The organism is Lentzea fradiae, from assembly GCF_900100955.1.
GTDB lineage: Bacteria > Actinomycetota > Actinomycetes > Mycobacteriales > Pseudonocardiaceae > Lentzea > Lentzea fradiae.
In genome coordinates this window covers 265492-281305 of record NZ_FNCC01000010.1, presented here as the reverse complement: position 1 = coordinate 281305, position 15814 = coordinate 265492, and the positions used below count along the sequence as shown (strand labels likewise).

16 protein-coding genes are annotated in these 15814 nt (G+C 72.7%); 6 read left to right on the top strand and 10 right to left on the bottom strand.

The features are described 5' to 3' along the window. Window positions 1-5: 5 nt before the first annotated feature. Entirely contained in the window at window positions 6-539 is a 534-nt protein-coding gene (locus BLT23_RS24810) for a hypothetical protein (RefSeq protein WP_090052655.1), read from the top strand. Window positions 540-584: 45 nt separating this feature from the next. On the opposite strand, the gene BLT23_RS24805 is transcribed toward BLT23_RS24810, so the two are convergent. From BLT23_RS24805 to BLT23_RS24770, 8 genes are all read right to left on the bottom strand, one after another. Next, a complete protein-coding gene (locus BLT23_RS24805; RefSeq protein WP_090052652.1) occupies window positions 585-1352 on the bottom strand; it encodes an alpha/beta hydrolase in 768 nt (255 codons plus the stop codon). Between the two features lie 9 nt (window positions 1353-1361). Then, window positions 1362-1772 (bottom strand): hypothetical protein, encoded by a 411-nt coding sequence (locus BLT23_RS41750; protein ID WP_143036022.1) that lies wholly within the window; start codon window positions 1770-1772, stop codon window positions 1362-1364. Between the two features lie 35 nt (window positions 1773-1807). Next, the gene (locus tag BLT23_RS24795; RefSeq protein ID WP_090052647.1) at window positions 1808-2566 is read right to left on the bottom strand and encodes a dienelactone hydrolase family protein; all 759 of its coding nucleotides are present in this window, start codon (window positions 2564-2566) and stop codon (window positions 1808-1810) included. Between the two features lie 37 nt (window positions 2567-2603). Next, window positions 2604-3572, bottom strand: coding sequence for a PP2C family protein-serine/threonine phosphatase (locus BLT23_RS24790; RefSeq protein ID WP_090052645.1), 969 nt, complete (start codon window positions 3570-3572; stop codon window positions 2604-2606). Further along, window positions 3572-5716 (bottom strand): serine/threonine-protein kinase, encoded by a 2145-nt coding sequence (locus BLT23_RS24785; RefSeq protein WP_245744144.1) that lies wholly within the window; start codon window positions 5714-5716, stop codon window positions 3572-3574. The genes BLT23_RS24790 and BLT23_RS24785 overlap by 1 nt, the downstream gene beginning before the upstream one ends. Before the next feature lie 23 nt (window positions 5717-5739). Next, the gene (locus tag BLT23_RS24780) at window positions 5740-6699 is read right to left on the bottom strand and encodes a glutamate ABC transporter substrate-binding protein (RefSeq protein WP_090052640.1); all 960 of its coding nucleotides are present in this window, start codon (window positions 6697-6699) and stop codon (window positions 5740-5742) included. Continuing rightward, on the bottom strand, window positions 6696-7937 hold the full coding sequence (locus BLT23_RS40935; protein WP_245744143.1) for a hypothetical protein: 1242 nt from the start codon (window positions 7935-7937) through the stop codon (window positions 6696-6698). Before BLT23_RS40935 ends, BLT23_RS24780 begins: the two co-directional genes overlap by 4 nt. Window positions 7938-8045: 108 nt before the next feature. Further along, window positions 8046-8798: a TetR/AcrR family transcriptional regulator C-terminal domain-containing protein gene (locus tag BLT23_RS24770; RefSeq protein WP_090052638.1), complete on the bottom strand. Its 753-nt coding sequence runs from the start codon at window positions 8796-8798 to the stop codon at window positions 8046-8048. Between the two features lie 40 nt (window positions 8799-8838). Between BLT23_RS24770 and BLT23_RS24765 the strand changes: the two genes are divergently transcribed. Genes BLT23_RS24765 through BLT23_RS24755 form a run of 3 tightly spaced genes read left to right on the top strand, consistent with a single transcriptional unit; the run spans window position 8839 to window position 12532 of the window. Next, a complete protein-coding gene (locus tag BLT23_RS24765) occupies window positions 8839-11160 on the top strand; it encodes a DEAD/DEAH box helicase (protein ID WP_090052636.1) in 2322 nt (773 codons plus the stop codon). After that, entirely contained in the window at window positions 11160-11918 is a 759-nt protein-coding gene (locus BLT23_RS24760; protein WP_090052634.1) for an SWIM zinc finger family protein, read from the top strand. The genes BLT23_RS24765 and BLT23_RS24760 overlap by 1 nt, the downstream gene beginning before the upstream one ends. After that, on the top strand, window positions 11915-12532 hold the full coding sequence (locus tag BLT23_RS24755; protein WP_176946905.1) for a DUF2238 domain-containing protein: 618 nt from the start codon (window positions 11915-11917) through the stop codon (window positions 12530-12532). The genes BLT23_RS24760 and BLT23_RS24755 overlap by 4 nt, the downstream gene beginning before the upstream one ends. Here BLT23_RS24755 and BLT23_RS24750 read toward each other — a convergent pair. After that, window positions 12518-13516 (bottom strand): helix-turn-helix transcriptional regulator, encoded by a 999-nt coding sequence (locus tag BLT23_RS24750; protein WP_090052632.1) that lies wholly within the window; start codon window positions 13514-13516, stop codon window positions 12518-12520. The genes BLT23_RS24755 and BLT23_RS24750 overlap by 15 nt on opposite strands. 48 nt (window positions 13517-13564) lie before the next feature. On the opposite strand from BLT23_RS24750, the gene BLT23_RS24745 reads away from it, so the two are divergent. After that, a complete protein-coding gene (locus tag BLT23_RS24745; RefSeq protein ID WP_090052630.1) occupies window positions 13565-14041 on the top strand; it encodes a hypothetical protein in 477 nt (158 codons plus the stop codon). Between the two features lie 60 nt (window positions 14042-14101). After that, window positions 14102-14605, top strand: coding sequence for a DUF2087 domain-containing protein (locus BLT23_RS24740; RefSeq protein WP_090052629.1), 504 nt, complete (start codon window positions 14102-14104; stop codon window positions 14603-14605). On the opposite strand, the gene BLT23_RS24735 is transcribed toward BLT23_RS24740, so the two are convergent. Next, a complete protein-coding gene (locus BLT23_RS24735; RefSeq protein ID WP_090052627.1) occupies window positions 14587-15318 on the bottom strand; it encodes an SDR family oxidoreductase in 732 nt (243 codons plus the stop codon). The two genes, BLT23_RS24740 and BLT23_RS24735, sit on opposite strands and share 19 nt — an antisense overlap. Window positions 15319-15814: the final 496 nt, after the last annotated feature.

Genomic DNA, 15814 nt, shown 5'->3' with positions numbered 1-15814 from the left:
GGAGCATGAACCTCGCGGGCAATTCCACGTGGCAGATCTCCTGCGGCGACGGCGGCACCTACGCCCTGTTCGTCCGTGACGCGCTGGGCATCAGCGGCCCGGCCGCCGACGCCATCCCGCCGCTGACACCGCCCGTGCCGCGGCGGAAGGCGGCGGTGTCGCCGCCGGAGCTCGCACAGGACTGGGGCCGCTGGTGGCGCGAGTGCACCGCCAGCGGACCCGGCCGCGAACCCCTCGGCCTGCCCGAGGGCCTGCGCGCCGCCTACCGCGAGTGGGGCGCGTTCACCTCGCCGGAAAGCAGCCGCCGCCGTGACGACGTGCGCCGCGGTTTCGACGACACGATCCGGGAAGTCGTCCGCGACCTCGAACAGGAACTCGGACGGCAGCCGGTCTTCCGGCTCGAAGTGCTCCAGGCACCGGTCCAAGGGCAGTTCTGGCTGCGACTCGGTGACGCCAAGGTGTTCGCCTCCGAGGAGCTGCTGCTCTCGCGCCACCTCGCCGCACCGCTGGACGCCGTGATCCGCGGCCTCCTGCACTAGTGTGCGGCGTTCTCCGGCAACGCCTCACCCGTGCGGTGGAGCCGGTCAGGAAACCGACACGATCGCGTCGATCACCAGCGGACCCGAGTTCAGCACCTCGTCGTTGTGGTCCGCGCCGTCGATCTCCACCAGCTTCGCCCGCGCCGCCGTCGCCACCTCACGGCTCTGCGCCGGCGGCACCACCGAGTCCGCCGTCCCCAGCAGCACCACCGACGGCACCTGAACCCCGGCCAGCCGCTCGGCCACCGGGAACTTGTCCTGCAACAGCATCCGCACCGGCAGCCACGGGTAGTGGTGCGACCCCACCGCCGCCAGCGATGTGAACGGCGAGCGCAGCACCAGGCCACGCGGCGCCCGGTAGGTCGCGAGCTCCACCGCCACCGCCGCGCCCAGCGACTCGCCGAAGTACACGACCGGGCCGTCCACCAGGTCCAGCGCCGCCCGCGCGTCGTAGGTCAGGCCCTCCTCGCTCGGCGTGCCGGGGTTGCCGCCGTAGCCGCGGTAGTCGAACAGCAGCACCGACAGGCCGCGCGCGGTCAGCTCACGGGCCAGCGGCGCCCTGCTTTCCCGGTTGCCGGCGTTGCCGGGGAACACGACCACCGTCGCGGGCGCGTCCGGCAGCTCGAAGTGCCAGCCGCCGAGGATCAGGCCGTCCGCCGTCACCAGGCGGACGTCACGCCCTCCCGGCAGCACCTCCTCCGCGGAGGGCACCGGGCCGGGGGACGGGAAGTACACGAGTTTGCGCTGAAAGGCGAAGACCACGGCGACGATGGTGACAACCACCGCCACCGCGACCCACACCGGCCTCCCCATCAGCCCATCTCAGCAGCGCAGGCTCGTGTTCGCCGTGTAGGCGTACTCGGGGTTGTCCACCAGCGAACCCTGCGCGCGCGTGCACACCGACAACGTGTCCGTGCCCTTCGACCACACCTCACGGTCGCGGTTCGCGCCCTTGACATGCCCCTGCGTGCCCGGCGCCAGGATGCTCGCCGTCACGTAGTACCGGTAGCCCTTGCTGTGGAAGGACTCCCACACGTACACGTACGCCCAGTTCTTCCCGCAGCCCTTGAACTGCTTCACCGACGCGACCGGGCCACCGCCCTGGTCGATGTAGGCGGTGGTGCCGATCTGCGTCACCGGGCCACACCCCGGAGCGGACTCCGCGTGCGCGACACCCGAGGACAGACCCGACAGCAGGAACGCGGCCGCCGCCGCGACAGAAACGATTCTCACGACCGCGACCCTGCGGTGTCCCGGTTAGACGGCGGTTAACCCAGCGTCCGGGCGAACAGCGCCAGCAGCTCCGTCCAGTGCCGTTCGGTCGCCTCGGCGTTGTAGGCGTCGGTGTCGGCTTGGGTGTACCCGTGGTGTGCCCCGGTGTAGACCTCGCACCGGTGCCGCACTCCCGCGTCGGTCAGCGCCTGCTCCAGCTTGTCGATCTGCTCCGGCGGCATCGCCGTGTCCTGGTCGGCGTGCGCGAAGTACAGCTCCGCCGTGACCGACCCGGCCAGCAGGTGCGGGCTGTCGGGGGCGTCGGAGGCCAGGAACGCGCCGTGGAAACCCGCCGCCGCGGCCACCCGGTCCGGGTAGGTGCCCGCGGTGCGCAGCGCCAACGCCGCGCCCATGCAGTAGCCGGTGACCCCCACCGGGCCCTGCGCCGCCAGCGGCGAGGCGGCCAGCCAGTCCAGGTAGGCGCGCGCGTCGCTCATCAGCTGATCCGGCGACACGCTCTGCATCATCGGCAGGATCTGCGCGAACAACGCGGGCCTGGCCGCCTCGTCGATGAAGTCCGGCAGCTCCACCACCGGGGCCCGCCCCGCCCGGTAGAACACGTTCGGCACCAGCACCACGTAGCCCTGCGCGGCCAGCCGGTCGGCCATCGACCGCAGGTGCGGCCGCACCCCGAAGGCGTCCATGTAGAACAGCACCGCGGGAAACGGCCCGTCACCGGCCGGATGCGCCAGGTAGGCGTCCGCGGTCCCCTCCGCCGTCGTCACGTCCACGACCGATCCGTGCACAGCGCTCATCTGCTTCCTGCCTCCAGAAGAGAAGTCGGTGAAGGGATCACTCTGCCGGGGTGAACGGCACCAGCACCACCGTGATGTTGTCGTGACCGCCCGCCTCCAGCGCCACCTTCACGTACTCCTCCGGGCCCGACCCGAGCAGCGGCTGCAGGTCCTCCGGCTCCGGCCGGTAGTTGTGCAGCCCGTCCGAGCACAGCAGGAACACCCCGGGCGAGGACAGCGGCAGCGTCACCACCTGCGGCACCACCGGACCCGCGTCCGCGCCGATCCACCGCGACAGCACGTGCGCCCGGCGGTCCGTGCGCGCCTGCTCCTCGGTCAGCACGCCCTCCGCGACCAGCTGCGCGGCCCACGTGTCGTCCGTCGTGAGCTGCCGCGACCCCTGCTCGGACAGCCAGTACGCCCGCGAGTCACCCACCCAGCCCACCGTCGCCGACGACCCCGCCACCAGCACCGACACGAACGTGCAAGACGGCGCCACACCCCGCCCGCCCGGCTCCAGCGGCTCGGCCTCCACCAGCTGCTCCACCGCGAAGCACGACGCCGCCACCGCGTCCACCATCGCCTGCTCCGCGTCCGCGCCGTCGATCAACGCGTTGATCAGCACGTCCACCGCGGCGTCCGCCGCCGCCTGCGACGCCTGCTCGGCGCGTTCCGAGGACGCCACGCCGTCGCACACCACCGCCGCCACGCCCTTGCCCGCGACCGTGCCGAACGCCATCGAGTCCTCGTTGCGGGCCCGCCGCTTGCCCCGGTCCGACACCCCCGACACCGGGCCCAGCGCGTACTCGACGCGGTCACGCGCCGAGGGCTGGTGCCGGCCGCACTGCGTGCAGTAGTCCTCGTCGTCGATGTCGGGCGAGCCGCACAGGATGCACGACGCCTGCGCGGGACCGGTCGGCCCGCCCAGCGGCGTGCGGCGGACCAGCAGGTTGCGTCCGCACGCCTCGCAGAACCGGTCCTCCTGCGCGACGGGCGCGAAGCACTCCGGGCACTTCAGGGTGTCCATCAAACCAACGTCCTCGGCCTTACCGCGTTCGCGCGGTCCACCAATGCGATCCGTTCCTCTGCCGTGGCCGCGAACCGGGCCAGCGTGCGGTAGCGCCGCTCGAGACCCAGCCGAAGCTCGTGTTCGGAGAGTGCACAGTCCAGCACCCTCCCCTCGGCGGCCTGATTGCGGGTCACGTAGTCGAACGCCGCCTCCAGCACCTCGGCCGCCAGCTGCGTGTGCGAGTGCACGTCGATGTCCAAGTGCCGCAACCGTTCCCCGGCCGCCACCAGGTCCTCCGCGACGCAGTCGCCCAGCTGCGCGCGCACCGCCGCGATCTGCGCCGGCAGGTGCTGCGACGACGTGTCCGGCACCGCCAGCAGCACCTCCACCGCCCGCGCCCGGTCACCGCGCGCCAGCAGCACCCGCGCCAGCCCGAACGCCGCCGACACGTAGGCGTGGTCGGTGCGCCACACCAGCTCGTACCACCGGGCGGCCGACTCGGCGTCCCCGGTGGCCTCCGCGCACACCCCCAGCGCGAGCTTCGGCGCCGCCTCACCCGGTACCGCCGAGCACACCGCGTCGAACAGCTCCAGCGCCTCGGCCGGTCGTCCGTCCACCAGCGCCGCCAGGCCCCGGTACCAGTTCGGCCGCCAGTCCTCGACCGGGTCGAGCTCGGGTTCGTCGAACATCGACGGCGCCGTCAGCGCCTCCAGCTCCTTGAGCGCCGCCGGGGTGTCACCGGACTCGATCAGCACCCGCACGATCCGCAGCCGCACCTCCACGGTCACCTCGGGTGCCTTGCGCAGCCCCGCCGGGTCCGACGCCGTCGCCGTCGCCAGCCACGACGCCGCCGCGTCGGAGGTGCTCACGCTCGGCGCCGGCAACGCCAGCGCCACCTCCCGCAGGTCCAGCGTGCCCTCCACGCCGAAACGGCGGCGTTCCGGCGTGAACTGCCGCGACTGGCCCGGCCGCGGCACGCCGTCCTGGATCGCGAGCACCTCCCGCAGCACACCGGTGAGCTGCTCGGCCATCTCCTCGGCGCTGCAGAACCGCAGCTCCGGGTTCGGGTTCGTCGCGCGCAGCAGCAACCGGTGAAACGACGAGAACCGGGCCAGCAGCGGCTGCTCCCGCGGCGTCGGCAGCCGGTTCTTGCAGGTGCCGCGGAAGTCGAACGGGAAGCTCATCACCGCCAGCGCCCGCCCGATCGTGTAGATGTCGGAGAACACCGACGGGCCGATCGTGCCGATCTCCGGCGCCTGGTAGCCGACCGTGCCGTAGATGGGGGAGTGGTGGTCGTCGATGCGGCGCACCGCGCCCAGGTCGATCAGCTTGAGCTGCTCCTCGGTGTGGATCATGTTGTCCGGTTTGAAGTCGCAGTACAGCAGCCCCACCCCGTGCAGGTAGCCGACGGCGGGCAGGATCTCCAGCACGTAGGCGATGGCCTGCGGCAGCGGCAGCGCCTCGTCACCGCGGCCCTCCCGGCGCCGCCGCGTGATCATGTCCTTGATCGACTCGCCGCCGACGTACTCCATCACGATGTACTCGACCAGGTTTCCGCTGGTCCTGTCCGCGTGCCGGATGAAGTTGTGGATCTTCACGATGTTGGGGTGCTCGACCTCGGCGAGGAACCGCCGCTCCGCCAGCGCCGCCGCCATCGCGTCGGCGTCCCCGGAGTCGAGCAGGCCCTTGAGCACCACCCACCGGTCGCTCACGGCGTGGTCGAGCGCCAGGTACAGCCAGCCCAGGCCGCCGTGCGCGAGACAGCCCAGCACCTCGTACTGGTCGTGCAGCACCTCGCCCGGCGCGAGCTTCGGCGTGAACGAGTAGGCGTGCCCGCACTGCGGGCAGAACCCCTCCACCCGGCCCGGCGCGCCGTTCTTGGGCCGGCCGACCTTCTTGCCGCACTTCGAGCAGAACCGCTTGGCCTCCGGCACCTCCGGGTCGGTCAGCACCGCCGTGGCCGGGTCCCGGTAGGGCACCGGCGGCACCTCCACCAGCCCCGCGCCCAGCCGGCCGCGGCTCATCGACCGCGCGCTGCCCCGCCGCGACCGTCCCGACCCCGGCCGGGGCCCGTCCTGCGACCCCGACCACGGCGCGGTGCCCGGAGCCGTGCCCGGTGCGGTCGCCGGTCCCGTCACGGGCAGATCCACCTCGTCGCTCATCCCTGCCATCCCCCTTTCGGCGCCTAGTCCCGGTAACGACCGGCGGGCGGTGCCGGTGCGGGGCCCAGCCTGCCCAGCCACCGGTCGTAGGTGCCGCGCCACGTCCCGTCCGCGCGCATCCGCTCCAGCACGCCGTTGACGAAGCGCACCAGGTCCTCCTGCCCCTTCGGGATGCCCACCCCGTAGGGCTCCTCGGTGAACCGGGCGCCCACGACCTCGGTGTACGGGTCCTGCGCCGCCAGGCCCGCGAGGATCGTGTCATCGGTGGAGATCGCGTCCACCTGCCCCTGCTGCAGCATCACCAGGCAGTCGGTCCAGTTCGGCACGCTCACCGTCGTCTTCGCCCTGTCCACGACGTTGCCCAGCGACGTCGACCCCGACGCCGAGCACACGCTGCGGTCCGCCAGGTCCTCGACACCGGTGATGCCGGAGTCGCGGCGCACCAGCACCCGCTGCCCGGCCTCGTAGTAGACCTGCGAGAAGTCCACGTCGCGCAGCCGGTCGCAGTTGATCGTCATCGTGCGCACCACGACGTCCACGGCGCCGCTGCGCAGCATCGGGATCCGTTCCGCCGAGGTGACGACCCGGAACTGCACCTTCGACTCGTCGCCGAACAGCGCCTTGGCGATCTGGCGGGCCACGTCGACGTCGAACCCCTCGATCTCGCCGGTGAACGAGTTGCGGAACCCCATCAGGTACGAGTTCTGGTCCACCCCGGCGATCAGCCGGCCGCGCTGCAGGATCTTCTCCATCGTCGACCCCGCGGGCATCTGCCCCGCCGGCGGCAGCGGGCCGGGCCGCAGGCTCGCCGTCGCGTCGCAGCCGGGCTCCGGGTTCGCCGCGCTGCCCGGCGCCGCCGTCACGGTGCTCGCGCCCGCCGGCTGCGGTGCGGCGACGCTGCGCGGCACCACCTCGCTCGGCGCGGGCCCCGCCGAGCACGCCCCGGCCAGCAGCACCGCCGCCAGCGCCAGCCGCCGCCTCACCGGTACTCCTTGAGCCGCTGCCACAACCCCATCGCCGCGCCCGCCGCGCCGATCACCGCCAGCACCAGCACCCCCACCACCGTGCCCGCCAGTGACGCCCGCGCCACCGCCACCTCGTCGCTGAAGTCCTGCCTCGCCTCGCCGATCGCCCGCACCAGGTCCCGGTCCAGCGAGTCGAAGTGCGGGTTGCCGATCAGGCCCACGGCCTCGGCGTAGCGGCCCGCGTCGTCGGCCTCGCGGATGCGCTGGTGCACCTGCTGCCACTGCCGGAAGTTCTCCGTCGCCGAGGCCACCGCCTGGGACGGGTCCAGCCGTCCCGCCTGCTCCAGCAGCTCCCGCAACCGCCCCGACACCTCGACGAAGTTCTTCTCGTACGCCTGCCCGGAGCCGCGGGCGACCAGCGTCAGCGTCTCCTCGCCGCGCGCGGTGAGCGTCGCGATCCGCGCCTGCGCCAGCACGTCGGCCTTCGACGAGGCCGTGCGCGAGTCCGACACGTCGTTCATCACCAGCACCGACACCGTCGTCACCCACAGCAGCGACAACAGCGCCGCGCCCGTGGCGACCAGCAGGCCGACGTTGAGCAGCCGGTTGGTGATGCGCGTCAGGTACCGCTGCGCCGCCACCAGCGCCAGCACGAACGCCGCCGCCACCAGCACCGGCACCAGCGGGAACTCCGCATCGTCCTGCGCGCGGGCCACCCGGTCGGTCTCCGACCGGTACAGCTCCCGCGCCGCGGGCAGCAGCTGCGTGCGCATCAGCCCCGACGCCTCCCGCAGGTACGCCGCCCCGACCGGGAAGCCCTGCCGGTTGTTCGTCCGCGCCGTCTCCACCAGGCCCGTGTAGACCGGCAGCTGCGCCGACAGCGTCGCCGTCAGGTCGGGGGAGGAGGCCGTCGCCACCGACAGCGCCGCCTGCGCCTGCGCGATGTCGGCCTCGTAGCGCTCCCGCAGCTCCCGCGGTTCCAGCCCGCCCGCGAGGAACGCGCTGGCCGCCGTGGCGTCGGCGTCCTGCAACGCCCGGTAGACCTCCTGCGCCGCGTGCGCGAGCGGCTCGGACCGCGTCGCCAGCTCCTGCAGCGCCAGCTCCTGCCGGTTCACGCTCCACGTCGACAGCAGCCCGCTCGCCACGCTCGCCACGACCAGCACCACGACCAGCAGACCCAGCCGTCCCGGCGTCGACCGCGCCAGACCGGTCACCCGGCGCACCAGCGCCTGCCGGGGCTGCGAGTCGATCACCACGAGCGGCCCTCCCGGAGGCGAGTTGATCGGCGTGGCGTAACTGTAGGCACCCGGAGGACACCACGTGCGAAATGAGGTCGCATCGCGGCAGGTGTCACCCGGCTGTAACTACTCGCGTGACCTCACCAGGCGTTCCACGCCGTCCAGGATCATCTCCAGCCCGAACTCGAACGAGTGCTCCGGGCTGAACGCGCTGTGGTGCGCCTCGCCGACCGCGCCGCCGACCCGCGCGGCCACCGGGAAGCGGGCGGGGTCGAACACCGTCATCAGCACCGGCGCCGCCGCGTCCCACCACTGCTGGTCGGTCAAGCCCGTCTCCTTCTCGGTGACCGCCGCCGCGGTCAGGCCCCGTGCCGCGTGCTGCACGTGCCCGAGCACCAGGTTCAGCACCGAGTCCATCTCCACGTCCGACAGGCCGATGCCCTCCAGGCCGCGCAGCTCGAAGTCGTACTTCGCCGCCACCTGCGGGCCCAGCACCGTGCGCGACGGCGCCACCTGCAGCAGCCACGGGTGCCGCCGGTACAGCTCCAGGTTCTCCCGCGCCACGTACGTCAGGTGCGCCCGCCAGCCGTCGGCCGGTTGCCTGCCGGTCGCCGCCTGCACGGTGTCGACCATGACGTCGACCAGCTCGCCCTTGCCCGGCACGTAGGTGTAGAGCGACATCGTCCCCACGCCCAGCACCTCGGCCACGCGCCGCATCGACAGCGCCTTGAGGCCGTCGGCGTCGGCCAGCTCGATGCCGGCCCGCACGATGCGGTCCACGCTCAGGTCCGGCTTGCCCTTGCGGCTGGCGCGCTCCTGCGTGCGCCACAGCAACGCCAGCGTCCGCGCCGGGTCACCGCTGCCCGTGTGTTCGACCATCACTCCACCCTACCGTACCGTATGGTGTACGGTACATAGTATGTTCGCGCCCGCCGACCCGCCCAGACTCGGCCAGCTCCACGGAAAACCCCTGCTCGACGCCCTTCCCGACGTGCTGCGGCGCGACGACTACTGGGGCGTGGCCGCCGCCACCGCCCTGACCCTCGTCGCCCGCGGCCGGCTCGTGCCCGGCGTCACCGCGGGTGGCCACGACACCTGGCGCGCCGGGCCGCTCGACCACGCCGACGAGCTGCACCTGCGGCGCCTCGCCGTCCACGGCGACTACGACGAGCTGCGCGCGTTCCTCGACGCCGTCGCCGACGCACTGCCCAGGACAGGCGGTGACGGCCCGTTCGCGAGCAGGCGCGTGCACGACGTGCCCGAGCTGGCGCAGTGGGCCGACGAGCAGCTCACCCTCTCCGTGCGCGTCGAGACCACCGAGGACCTGCGGTTCCGCGGCACCCTGCAGGTCCGCGACGTCACCGACGCCCACCCGCGCGACGTGCGCGGCTCCGGCCGCGAGCTCGACGCCGTCCGCGCCATCGCCCGCCTCGGCTGGCCGCCCCTGCGACGCCTGCTCGACCGGTCCGACCTCACCGACGACGAGGTCGCCGAGCTGCTCGGCACCGGCATCGAGGTCCACTGGCCGCGCGAGGTCACCACCGGCCTCACCGCCAAAGCCGCCCTCGGCGAGCACAGCGGCCACTTCGGCGCCGACGACCTGCTCACGTTCCGCTGGCGGCTCGCGCTCGGCGACGACACCCTCACCGACCAGGAGATGGACCTCGTCGCCGAAGCCACCCGGCCCGTCGTGCGGCTGCGCGACCAGTGGGTCCTCGTCGACCCCCGGCTGCGCGTCAAAGTCCGCCGGCAGCTCGAACCCGTCACCGCCGTCCAAGCCCTCACCGCCGCGCTCACCGGCACCGCGATCATCGGCGGCGAACCCGTCGAGGTCCTGCCGCACGACCTCACCGCCACCGTCACCACCATCCCCGGCATCCCCCAGCCCGCCGCCCTGCGGGCGACCCTGCGCGACTACCAGCTGCACGGCCTGCGCTGGCTCGCCCACCTCACCGGCCTCGGCCTGGGCGCCTGCCTCGCCGACGACATGGGCCTGGGCAAGACCATCACGCTCATCGCCCTGCACCTGCACCGCGACCACCCGCACCCCACGCTCGTGGTCTGCCCCGCCTCCCTGCTCGGCAACTGGGAACGCGAGATCCGCCGCTTCGCCCCCGGCACCCCCGTCACCCGCTACCACGGTCCACACCGGACCCTCCCCGGCAGCGGCGTCGTGCTCACCACCTACGGCACCATGCGCCTGGACGCCGAGGCGCTGCGCGGCCACGACTGGGGCATGGTCGTCGCCGACGAGGCCCAGCACGTCAAGAACCCGCACTCCGGCACCGCCAAGGCCCTGCGCTCCATCCCCGCCGCCGCCAGGGTCGCCCTCTCCGGCACCCCGGTGGAGAACTCGCTGTCGGAGCTGTGGTCCATCCTGGACTGGACGACCCCCGGCCTGCTCGGCACGCACCGCGCGTTCCGCACCCGCTGGCCCGTCCCCGACGACACCCTCACCAAGGCCGTGCGGCCGTTCCTGCTGCGCCGCCGCAAGACCGACCCCGGCGTCGCCCCCGAACTGCCCGCCAAGACCGAGACCGACCGGTACGTGTCGCTGTCGGTCGAACAGGCAGCCCTCTACGAGGCGCTCACCAGGGAGACCCTCGACCGCATCGCCGGCACCGGCGGCATGGCCCGCCGCGGCCTCGTGCTCGCGCTGCTCACCGGCCTCAAGCAGATCTGCAACCACCCGTCGCACTACCTCGGCCACGACACCCTGCGGGGCGGCTCCGGCAAGCTCGACCTGCTCGACGAGCTGCTCGCCACCATCCTCGCCGAGGACGGCTCCGTGCTGATCTTCACCCAGTACGTCGCCATGGCCCGCCTGCTGCACCAGCGCATGACCCACCCCGCGCTGTTCCTGCACGGCGGCACCCCCGTGGCTCAGCGCGAGCGGATGGTCGACGACTTCCAGTCCGGCCGCGCCCCCGTCTTCCTGCTCTCCCTCAAAGCCGCCGGCACCGGCCTCAACCTCACCAGGGCCGACCACGTCGTCCACTTCGACCGCTGGTGGAACCCCGCCGTCGAGGACCAGGCCACCGACCGCGCCCACCGCCTCGGCCAGACCCGGCCCGTCCAGGTCCACAAGCTCGTCACCGAAGGCACCGTCGAAGAACGCGTCGCCGCCCTGCTGCAGGACAAGCGCGACCTCGCCGACGCCGTCCTGCACGGGGGAGAAGCCGCCCTCACCGAGCTCACCGACGCCGAGCTCGCCGACCTCGTCCGACTCAGGAGCACCTGATGACCGCACGCGGGTTCGCCGCGTTCCCCAAGATGAAACGCCGCGTCGCCACCACCTGGTGGGGCAAGGCGTGGGTCAAGGCCCTCGAGGACACCGCCCTCGACACCTCCCTGGTCCGCCTCGGTCGCCGCTACGCCCACGCCGGCGTCGTCGGCCCCGTCACCGTCAGCCCCGGCCGCCTGCACGCCCAGGTCCACGACGACGACACCGTCCACGACACCGTCGTGGCCGTCCCCGTCCTCACCGACGTCCAATGGGAACGGTTCCTCGACCGCGTCGCCGAGCAGACCGACCACATCGCCGCGTTGCTGGACAACGACATGCCGCGCGACCTCGTCGCTGCCGCGCAGGAGTCCGGAGTGGACCTGCTGCCCGGCATCGGCGACCTCGAACCCGACTGCGACTGCGACGGCTGGGAGCTGCCGTGCCGCCACGCCGCCGCGCTCGCCTTCCAGGTCGGCTGGCTGCTCGACGCCGACCCGTTCGTCCTGCTGCTGCTCAGGGGAAAACCCGAACAGGACCTCCTCGCCGCGCTCACAGACCGCGTCGCCGGCCCCGTCGGCACCAGAACACCTGTGGTGGTTTCCGGCGAACCCGCAGGTCAGCTGCCTGAACGACCCACCCTGCCGACCACCACACCTGTGGTGCTCGCGGTCGATCCGCCGCCGGGGTTCGACACCGCCGAGCTCACCGCGCTGATGGAGACCGCCGCCCGGCGCGCACGCGCGCTCCTGCAGACGGGCACCCTGGACGCGTGAGCCCGTCCCAGCGCGGCACCGAACCGCTCGTCCTGCTCGCCCTGACCGCGGTCGCACTGGTCGCCTCCGGCATCGGCCCGCACGACCGCGCCACCTGGCTGCTCGAGACCGGCCCCGTCGTGATCGGCGCGGCCGTCCTGCTCGCCACCCGCCGCCGCTTCCCGCTCACACCGCTGCTGTACCGGCTGCTGTTCCTGCACGCGCTCGTGCTGATCCTCGGCGGCCACTACACCTACGCCCGCGTGCCCCTCGGGTTCTGGGCGCAGGACTGGTTCGACCTGGCCCGCAACCACTACGACCGCCTCGGCCACTTCGTCCAGGGCTTCGTGCCCGCCGTCCTGGCACGCGAACTGCTGCTGCGGCGCACACCGCTGCGGCCGGGCGGATGGCTGTTCGTGCTCGTGACGAGCGTGTGCCTGGCGTTCAGCGCGACCTACGAACTGCTGGAGTGGGCGGCGGCGGTGCTCGGCGGCTCCGGGGCGGAGGACTTCCTCGGCACCCAGGGAGACGTGTGGGACACGCAGTGGGACATGTTCATGGCACTGCTCGGGGCCATCTGCGCGCAGCTGACGCTGAGGCGGTGGCACGACCGGGAACTGTCACGCCCGGGGTGAACCCTCCACAGGGGACCCCAGGTAGCGCGACGCCAGCTCCCGCACCACCGACGTGACGCTCGCCCGCAGCTCCTCCGGCTCCAGCACCTCCACCTCGCCGCCCATGCGCAGCAACATCCCCGTCGCGTGCCCGACCGACTCGATCGGGATCGTCACCCGCACCCACCCGCCGTCGTCCACAGCGGACCGCTCCGCCGCCCGCGCCACCGCGGGCAGCACGTACGACGAGAACGACTCGAACCCCCGCGGCGTCAGCCGCACCACCGCCTCCCCGGTGTACTGCCGCGACTGGAAGTCCTCCAGCGACGCCGCCCAGTGCGCCGCCAGGTCGAACCCCGCCGGCCGCTCGAACGGCTCGTCCACCACCGACGCCTCCCGGATCTGCGCCACCCGGTAGGTCGAGATCCGCTCCGACGACCCCGACGCCACCAGGTACCAGCGGCCCGCCTTGAGCACCAGCCCCAGCGGCCGCAGCACCCGCGTGACCTCCTCCGGCGCCTGCCAGCGCCGGTAGCGGACCTCCAGCAGCCGCTCCCGCCACACCGCGTCCGCCACCACCGACAGCAACGGCGACCGCTCCGGGTCGGAGTACCACGACGGCGCGTCCAGGTGGAACCGCTCCGCCATCCGCGCCGCCCTGTCCCGCATCGGCGACGGCAACGCCGCCATCAGCTTCAGCTGCGCCGCCGCCACCGCGTCACCCAGCCCCAGATCGGCCGCCGCACCCGGCAGGCCCGCCAGGAACAGCGACTCCGCCTCCTGCTCGGTCAGGCCCGTCAGCCTCGTGCGATAACCGTCGAGCAGCTGGTAGCCGCCCGCCGGGCCCGCGTCCCCGTACAGCGGCACACCCGACGCGTGCAGCGACTCGACATCGCGGTAGATCGTGCGGACCGACACCTCCAGCTCGGCGGCGAGCGCCTGCGCGGTCATCCGCCCCCTCGACTGCAACAACAGGAGCAAGGAGACAAGCCGGCTCGCACGCACCCGGACACACTGACACAGGATGTCAGTGATAGCTCATACGTTCGACACATGGCTTTCTACGAGAAGCAGCTGGCGGTCAAGGAACCGCTGGTCATCGCGGGCAGACACGTCAAACGGTACGAGGTCGTCACCCCCGGGCTGGAGATCACCGACGACGTCCGCGACGCCGCCTACGCGTTCCTGCCCACGATCTACCCGGACTTCGAGGACCCCACCCCGCCGGCCACGGTCACCGTCCTGCACCGCAGCGCCGCGGGCATGTACCTCAACGCCTACAACTGGGTCTGGGACAACGTCCTGCACTGCCGCACCGCCGTGTCCGGCGACCAGCCGTTCCTCGGCTCGGCCGATCCCGACCTCACCCGCTTCGGCGTCATCCCCAAAGACCTCATCGGCTGCGTGTGGGAGCTGCCGCCGCTGGAGCACGAACGCGGCGCCTGGGTGCGGCACGTCCTGAATCCGGCCGAGCCCGACCTCGACGCCTACCTGGCCGACGTCATGGCCGAAGGGCTGGTCGGCCGATGAGCGACTGGCAGGGCGCACCGTCGCGGTAAACGGGTGGACGGCGGCGTTAGGTTCGCAGGCATGACCACTCCGGACTCCGTCGTGCGCGCGCTGGCCGAACCGGCGAGGCTGCGGGCGTTCGCCGCCGTCGTCCTCGGCGCGGCAACGCTCGCCGACGTCGCCGCCGCCTCCGGCCTCAAGGCCAAGGACGCCGCCACCGCGCTGCGCAAGCTCCGCGAGGCCGGGCTGGTCGAAGGCGACCCCGCCCGGCCCGCCGACCTCACACCACTCGCCGCCACGCTCACCGACCCGATGCCCGCAGACGGCCTCGCGCCGTTCGTGCGCGGCGACAAGCTCGTCTCGCTGCCCGTCTCCCACGAACGGCGCCGCAAGATCCTCGAACACGTCGCGTCGCAGGCGTTCGTGCCGCGCACGTACTACGAGGAGAGCGAGGTCAACGAACGGCTCAAGGCGTGGTGCGACGGGGGAGAGGTCGACCACGTCACCGTGCGCCGCTACCTCGTCGACCTCGCCCTGCTCGAACGCGGCGGCGGCCTCTACCAGGCTCAGCCCCTGCCGATGTAGGGCATCGTCGTGGCCATCACCGTCATGAACTGCACGTTCGCGTCCAGCGGCAACCGCGCCTGGTACAGCACCGCGTCCGCGACGTGCCGCACGTCGAACGTCGGCTCCGGCGCCACCTCGAAGTCCGCCTGCAGCGCGCCCTGACCGATCCGCTCGGTCAGGGCCGTGGCGGCGTTGCCGATGTCGATCTGCCCGCACGCGATGCCGTGCGCGCGGCCCTCCAGCGCCAACGACTTCGTCAGCCCGGTCATCGCGTGCTTCGTCGCGTTGTAGGCCACCGCGTGCGGGCGCGGCACCGACGCGGACACCGACCCGTTGTTGATGATCCGGCCGCCACCGCGGGCCTTCATCACGCGGAAAGCCTCGCGGGCGCACAGGAACGCGCCCGTCAGGTTCACCCCGACGACCTTCTCCCACGCGTCGAGTCCGAACTCCTCCACCGGCGTGGGCGCCACGTTCGTCCCGGCGTTGTTGAACAGCACGTCCACCCGGCCCCAGCGCGCCACCACCGCGTCGAACAGCGCCACGACGGAGTCCTCTCGCGACACGTCCGCCGGCACCACCAGCGCCGACTCGGCGAACCCGTCCGCGGTCTCGGCCAGCGCGTCCACGCGCCGCCCGGCCAGCGCCACCAGGAACCCGTCCGCCAGCAGGGTTCGCGCCACCGCGCGCCCGATGCCGGACCCCGCTCCCGTGACCACCGCGACCGCCATGGCGACACTCCCCTCGATCAAGCGATTGCCGGGACCGTCCGGTGTGGAGTACCAACCAGGGGTGGAGTGCGCGGACGAGCCCTGCCTGCTGTGCCAGGGTTCCGGAACGATGACGTGGCGACAACCGGTTCCCGGCCCGGAAGGGCTGGTGCTGCACGAGATGTCGCATCCGTGCCCGCGCGGGTGCTCCGGCTGGTGGAGACTCCCGCACGCCGAGCGGCGCGGCACCGTCACGGGCGGCGCCGCACGCGCTGACGACTTCACGACGCTCCGGTCCACCCCGCTGGGATCACCGAGCGTGAACGATGGGGGTCACCCATTATTGCCGTGACCCGCCCTGCTTGGCGGCTGCGCCCACTCGGAGTAGAAGCGGACACTGCTCTTCCGTGAAGGAGTGCAGCCGTTGTCATGGGTCCGGGCTCAACGAGGACCGGACCGCCTGCCGGGCCTGCGGAGGGCTGGGGCAGGTCCCCGACCGCTAGACCCGGTCGGACCC

What these genes read in the sequence shown, in the direction of transcription:
- BLT23_RS24810 (WP_090052655.1), top strand. Translation starts at nt 6, where the DNA reads ATGAACCTCGCGGGCAATTCCACGTGGCAGATCTCCTGCGGCGACGGC.
- BLT23_RS24805 (WP_090052652.1), bottom strand. Translation starts at nt 1,352, where the DNA reads ATGGGGAGGCCGGTGTGGGTCGCGGTGGCGGTGGTTGTCACCATCGTC.
- BLT23_RS24795 (WP_090052647.1), bottom strand. Translation starts at nt 2,566, where the DNA reads ATGAGCGCTGTGCACGGATCGGTCGTGGACGTGACGACGGCGGAGGGG.
- BLT23_RS24790 (WP_090052645.1), bottom strand. Translation starts at nt 3,572, where the DNA reads ATGGACACCCTGAAGTGCCCGGAGTGCTTCGCGCCCGTCGCGCAGGAG.
- BLT23_RS24785 (WP_245744144.1), bottom strand. Translation starts at nt 5,716, where the DNA reads ATGAGCGACGAGGTGGATCTGCCCGTGACGGGACCGGCGACCGCACCG.
- BLT23_RS24770 (WP_090052638.1), bottom strand. Translation starts at nt 8,798, where the DNA reads ATGGTCGAACACACGGGCAGCGGTGACCCGGCGCGGACGCTGGCGTTG.
- BLT23_RS24765 (WP_090052636.1), top strand. Translation starts at nt 8,839, where the DNA reads ATGTTCGCGCCCGCCGACCCGCCCAGACTCGGCCAGCTCCACGGAAAA.
- BLT23_RS24760 (WP_090052634.1), top strand. Translation starts at nt 11,160, where the DNA reads ATGACCGCACGCGGGTTCGCCGCGTTCCCCAAGATGAAACGCCGCGTC.
- BLT23_RS24745 (WP_090052630.1), top strand. Translation starts at nt 13,565, where the DNA reads ATGGCTTTCTACGAGAAGCAGCTGGCGGTCAAGGAACCGCTGGTCATC.
- BLT23_RS24740 (WP_090052629.1), top strand. Translation starts at nt 14,102, where the DNA reads ATGACCACTCCGGACTCCGTCGTGCGCGCGCTGGCCGAACCGGCGAGG.
- BLT23_RS24735 (WP_090052627.1), bottom strand. Translation starts at nt 15,318, where the DNA reads ATGGCGGTCGCGGTGGTCACGGGAGCGGGGTCCGGCATCGGGCGCGCG.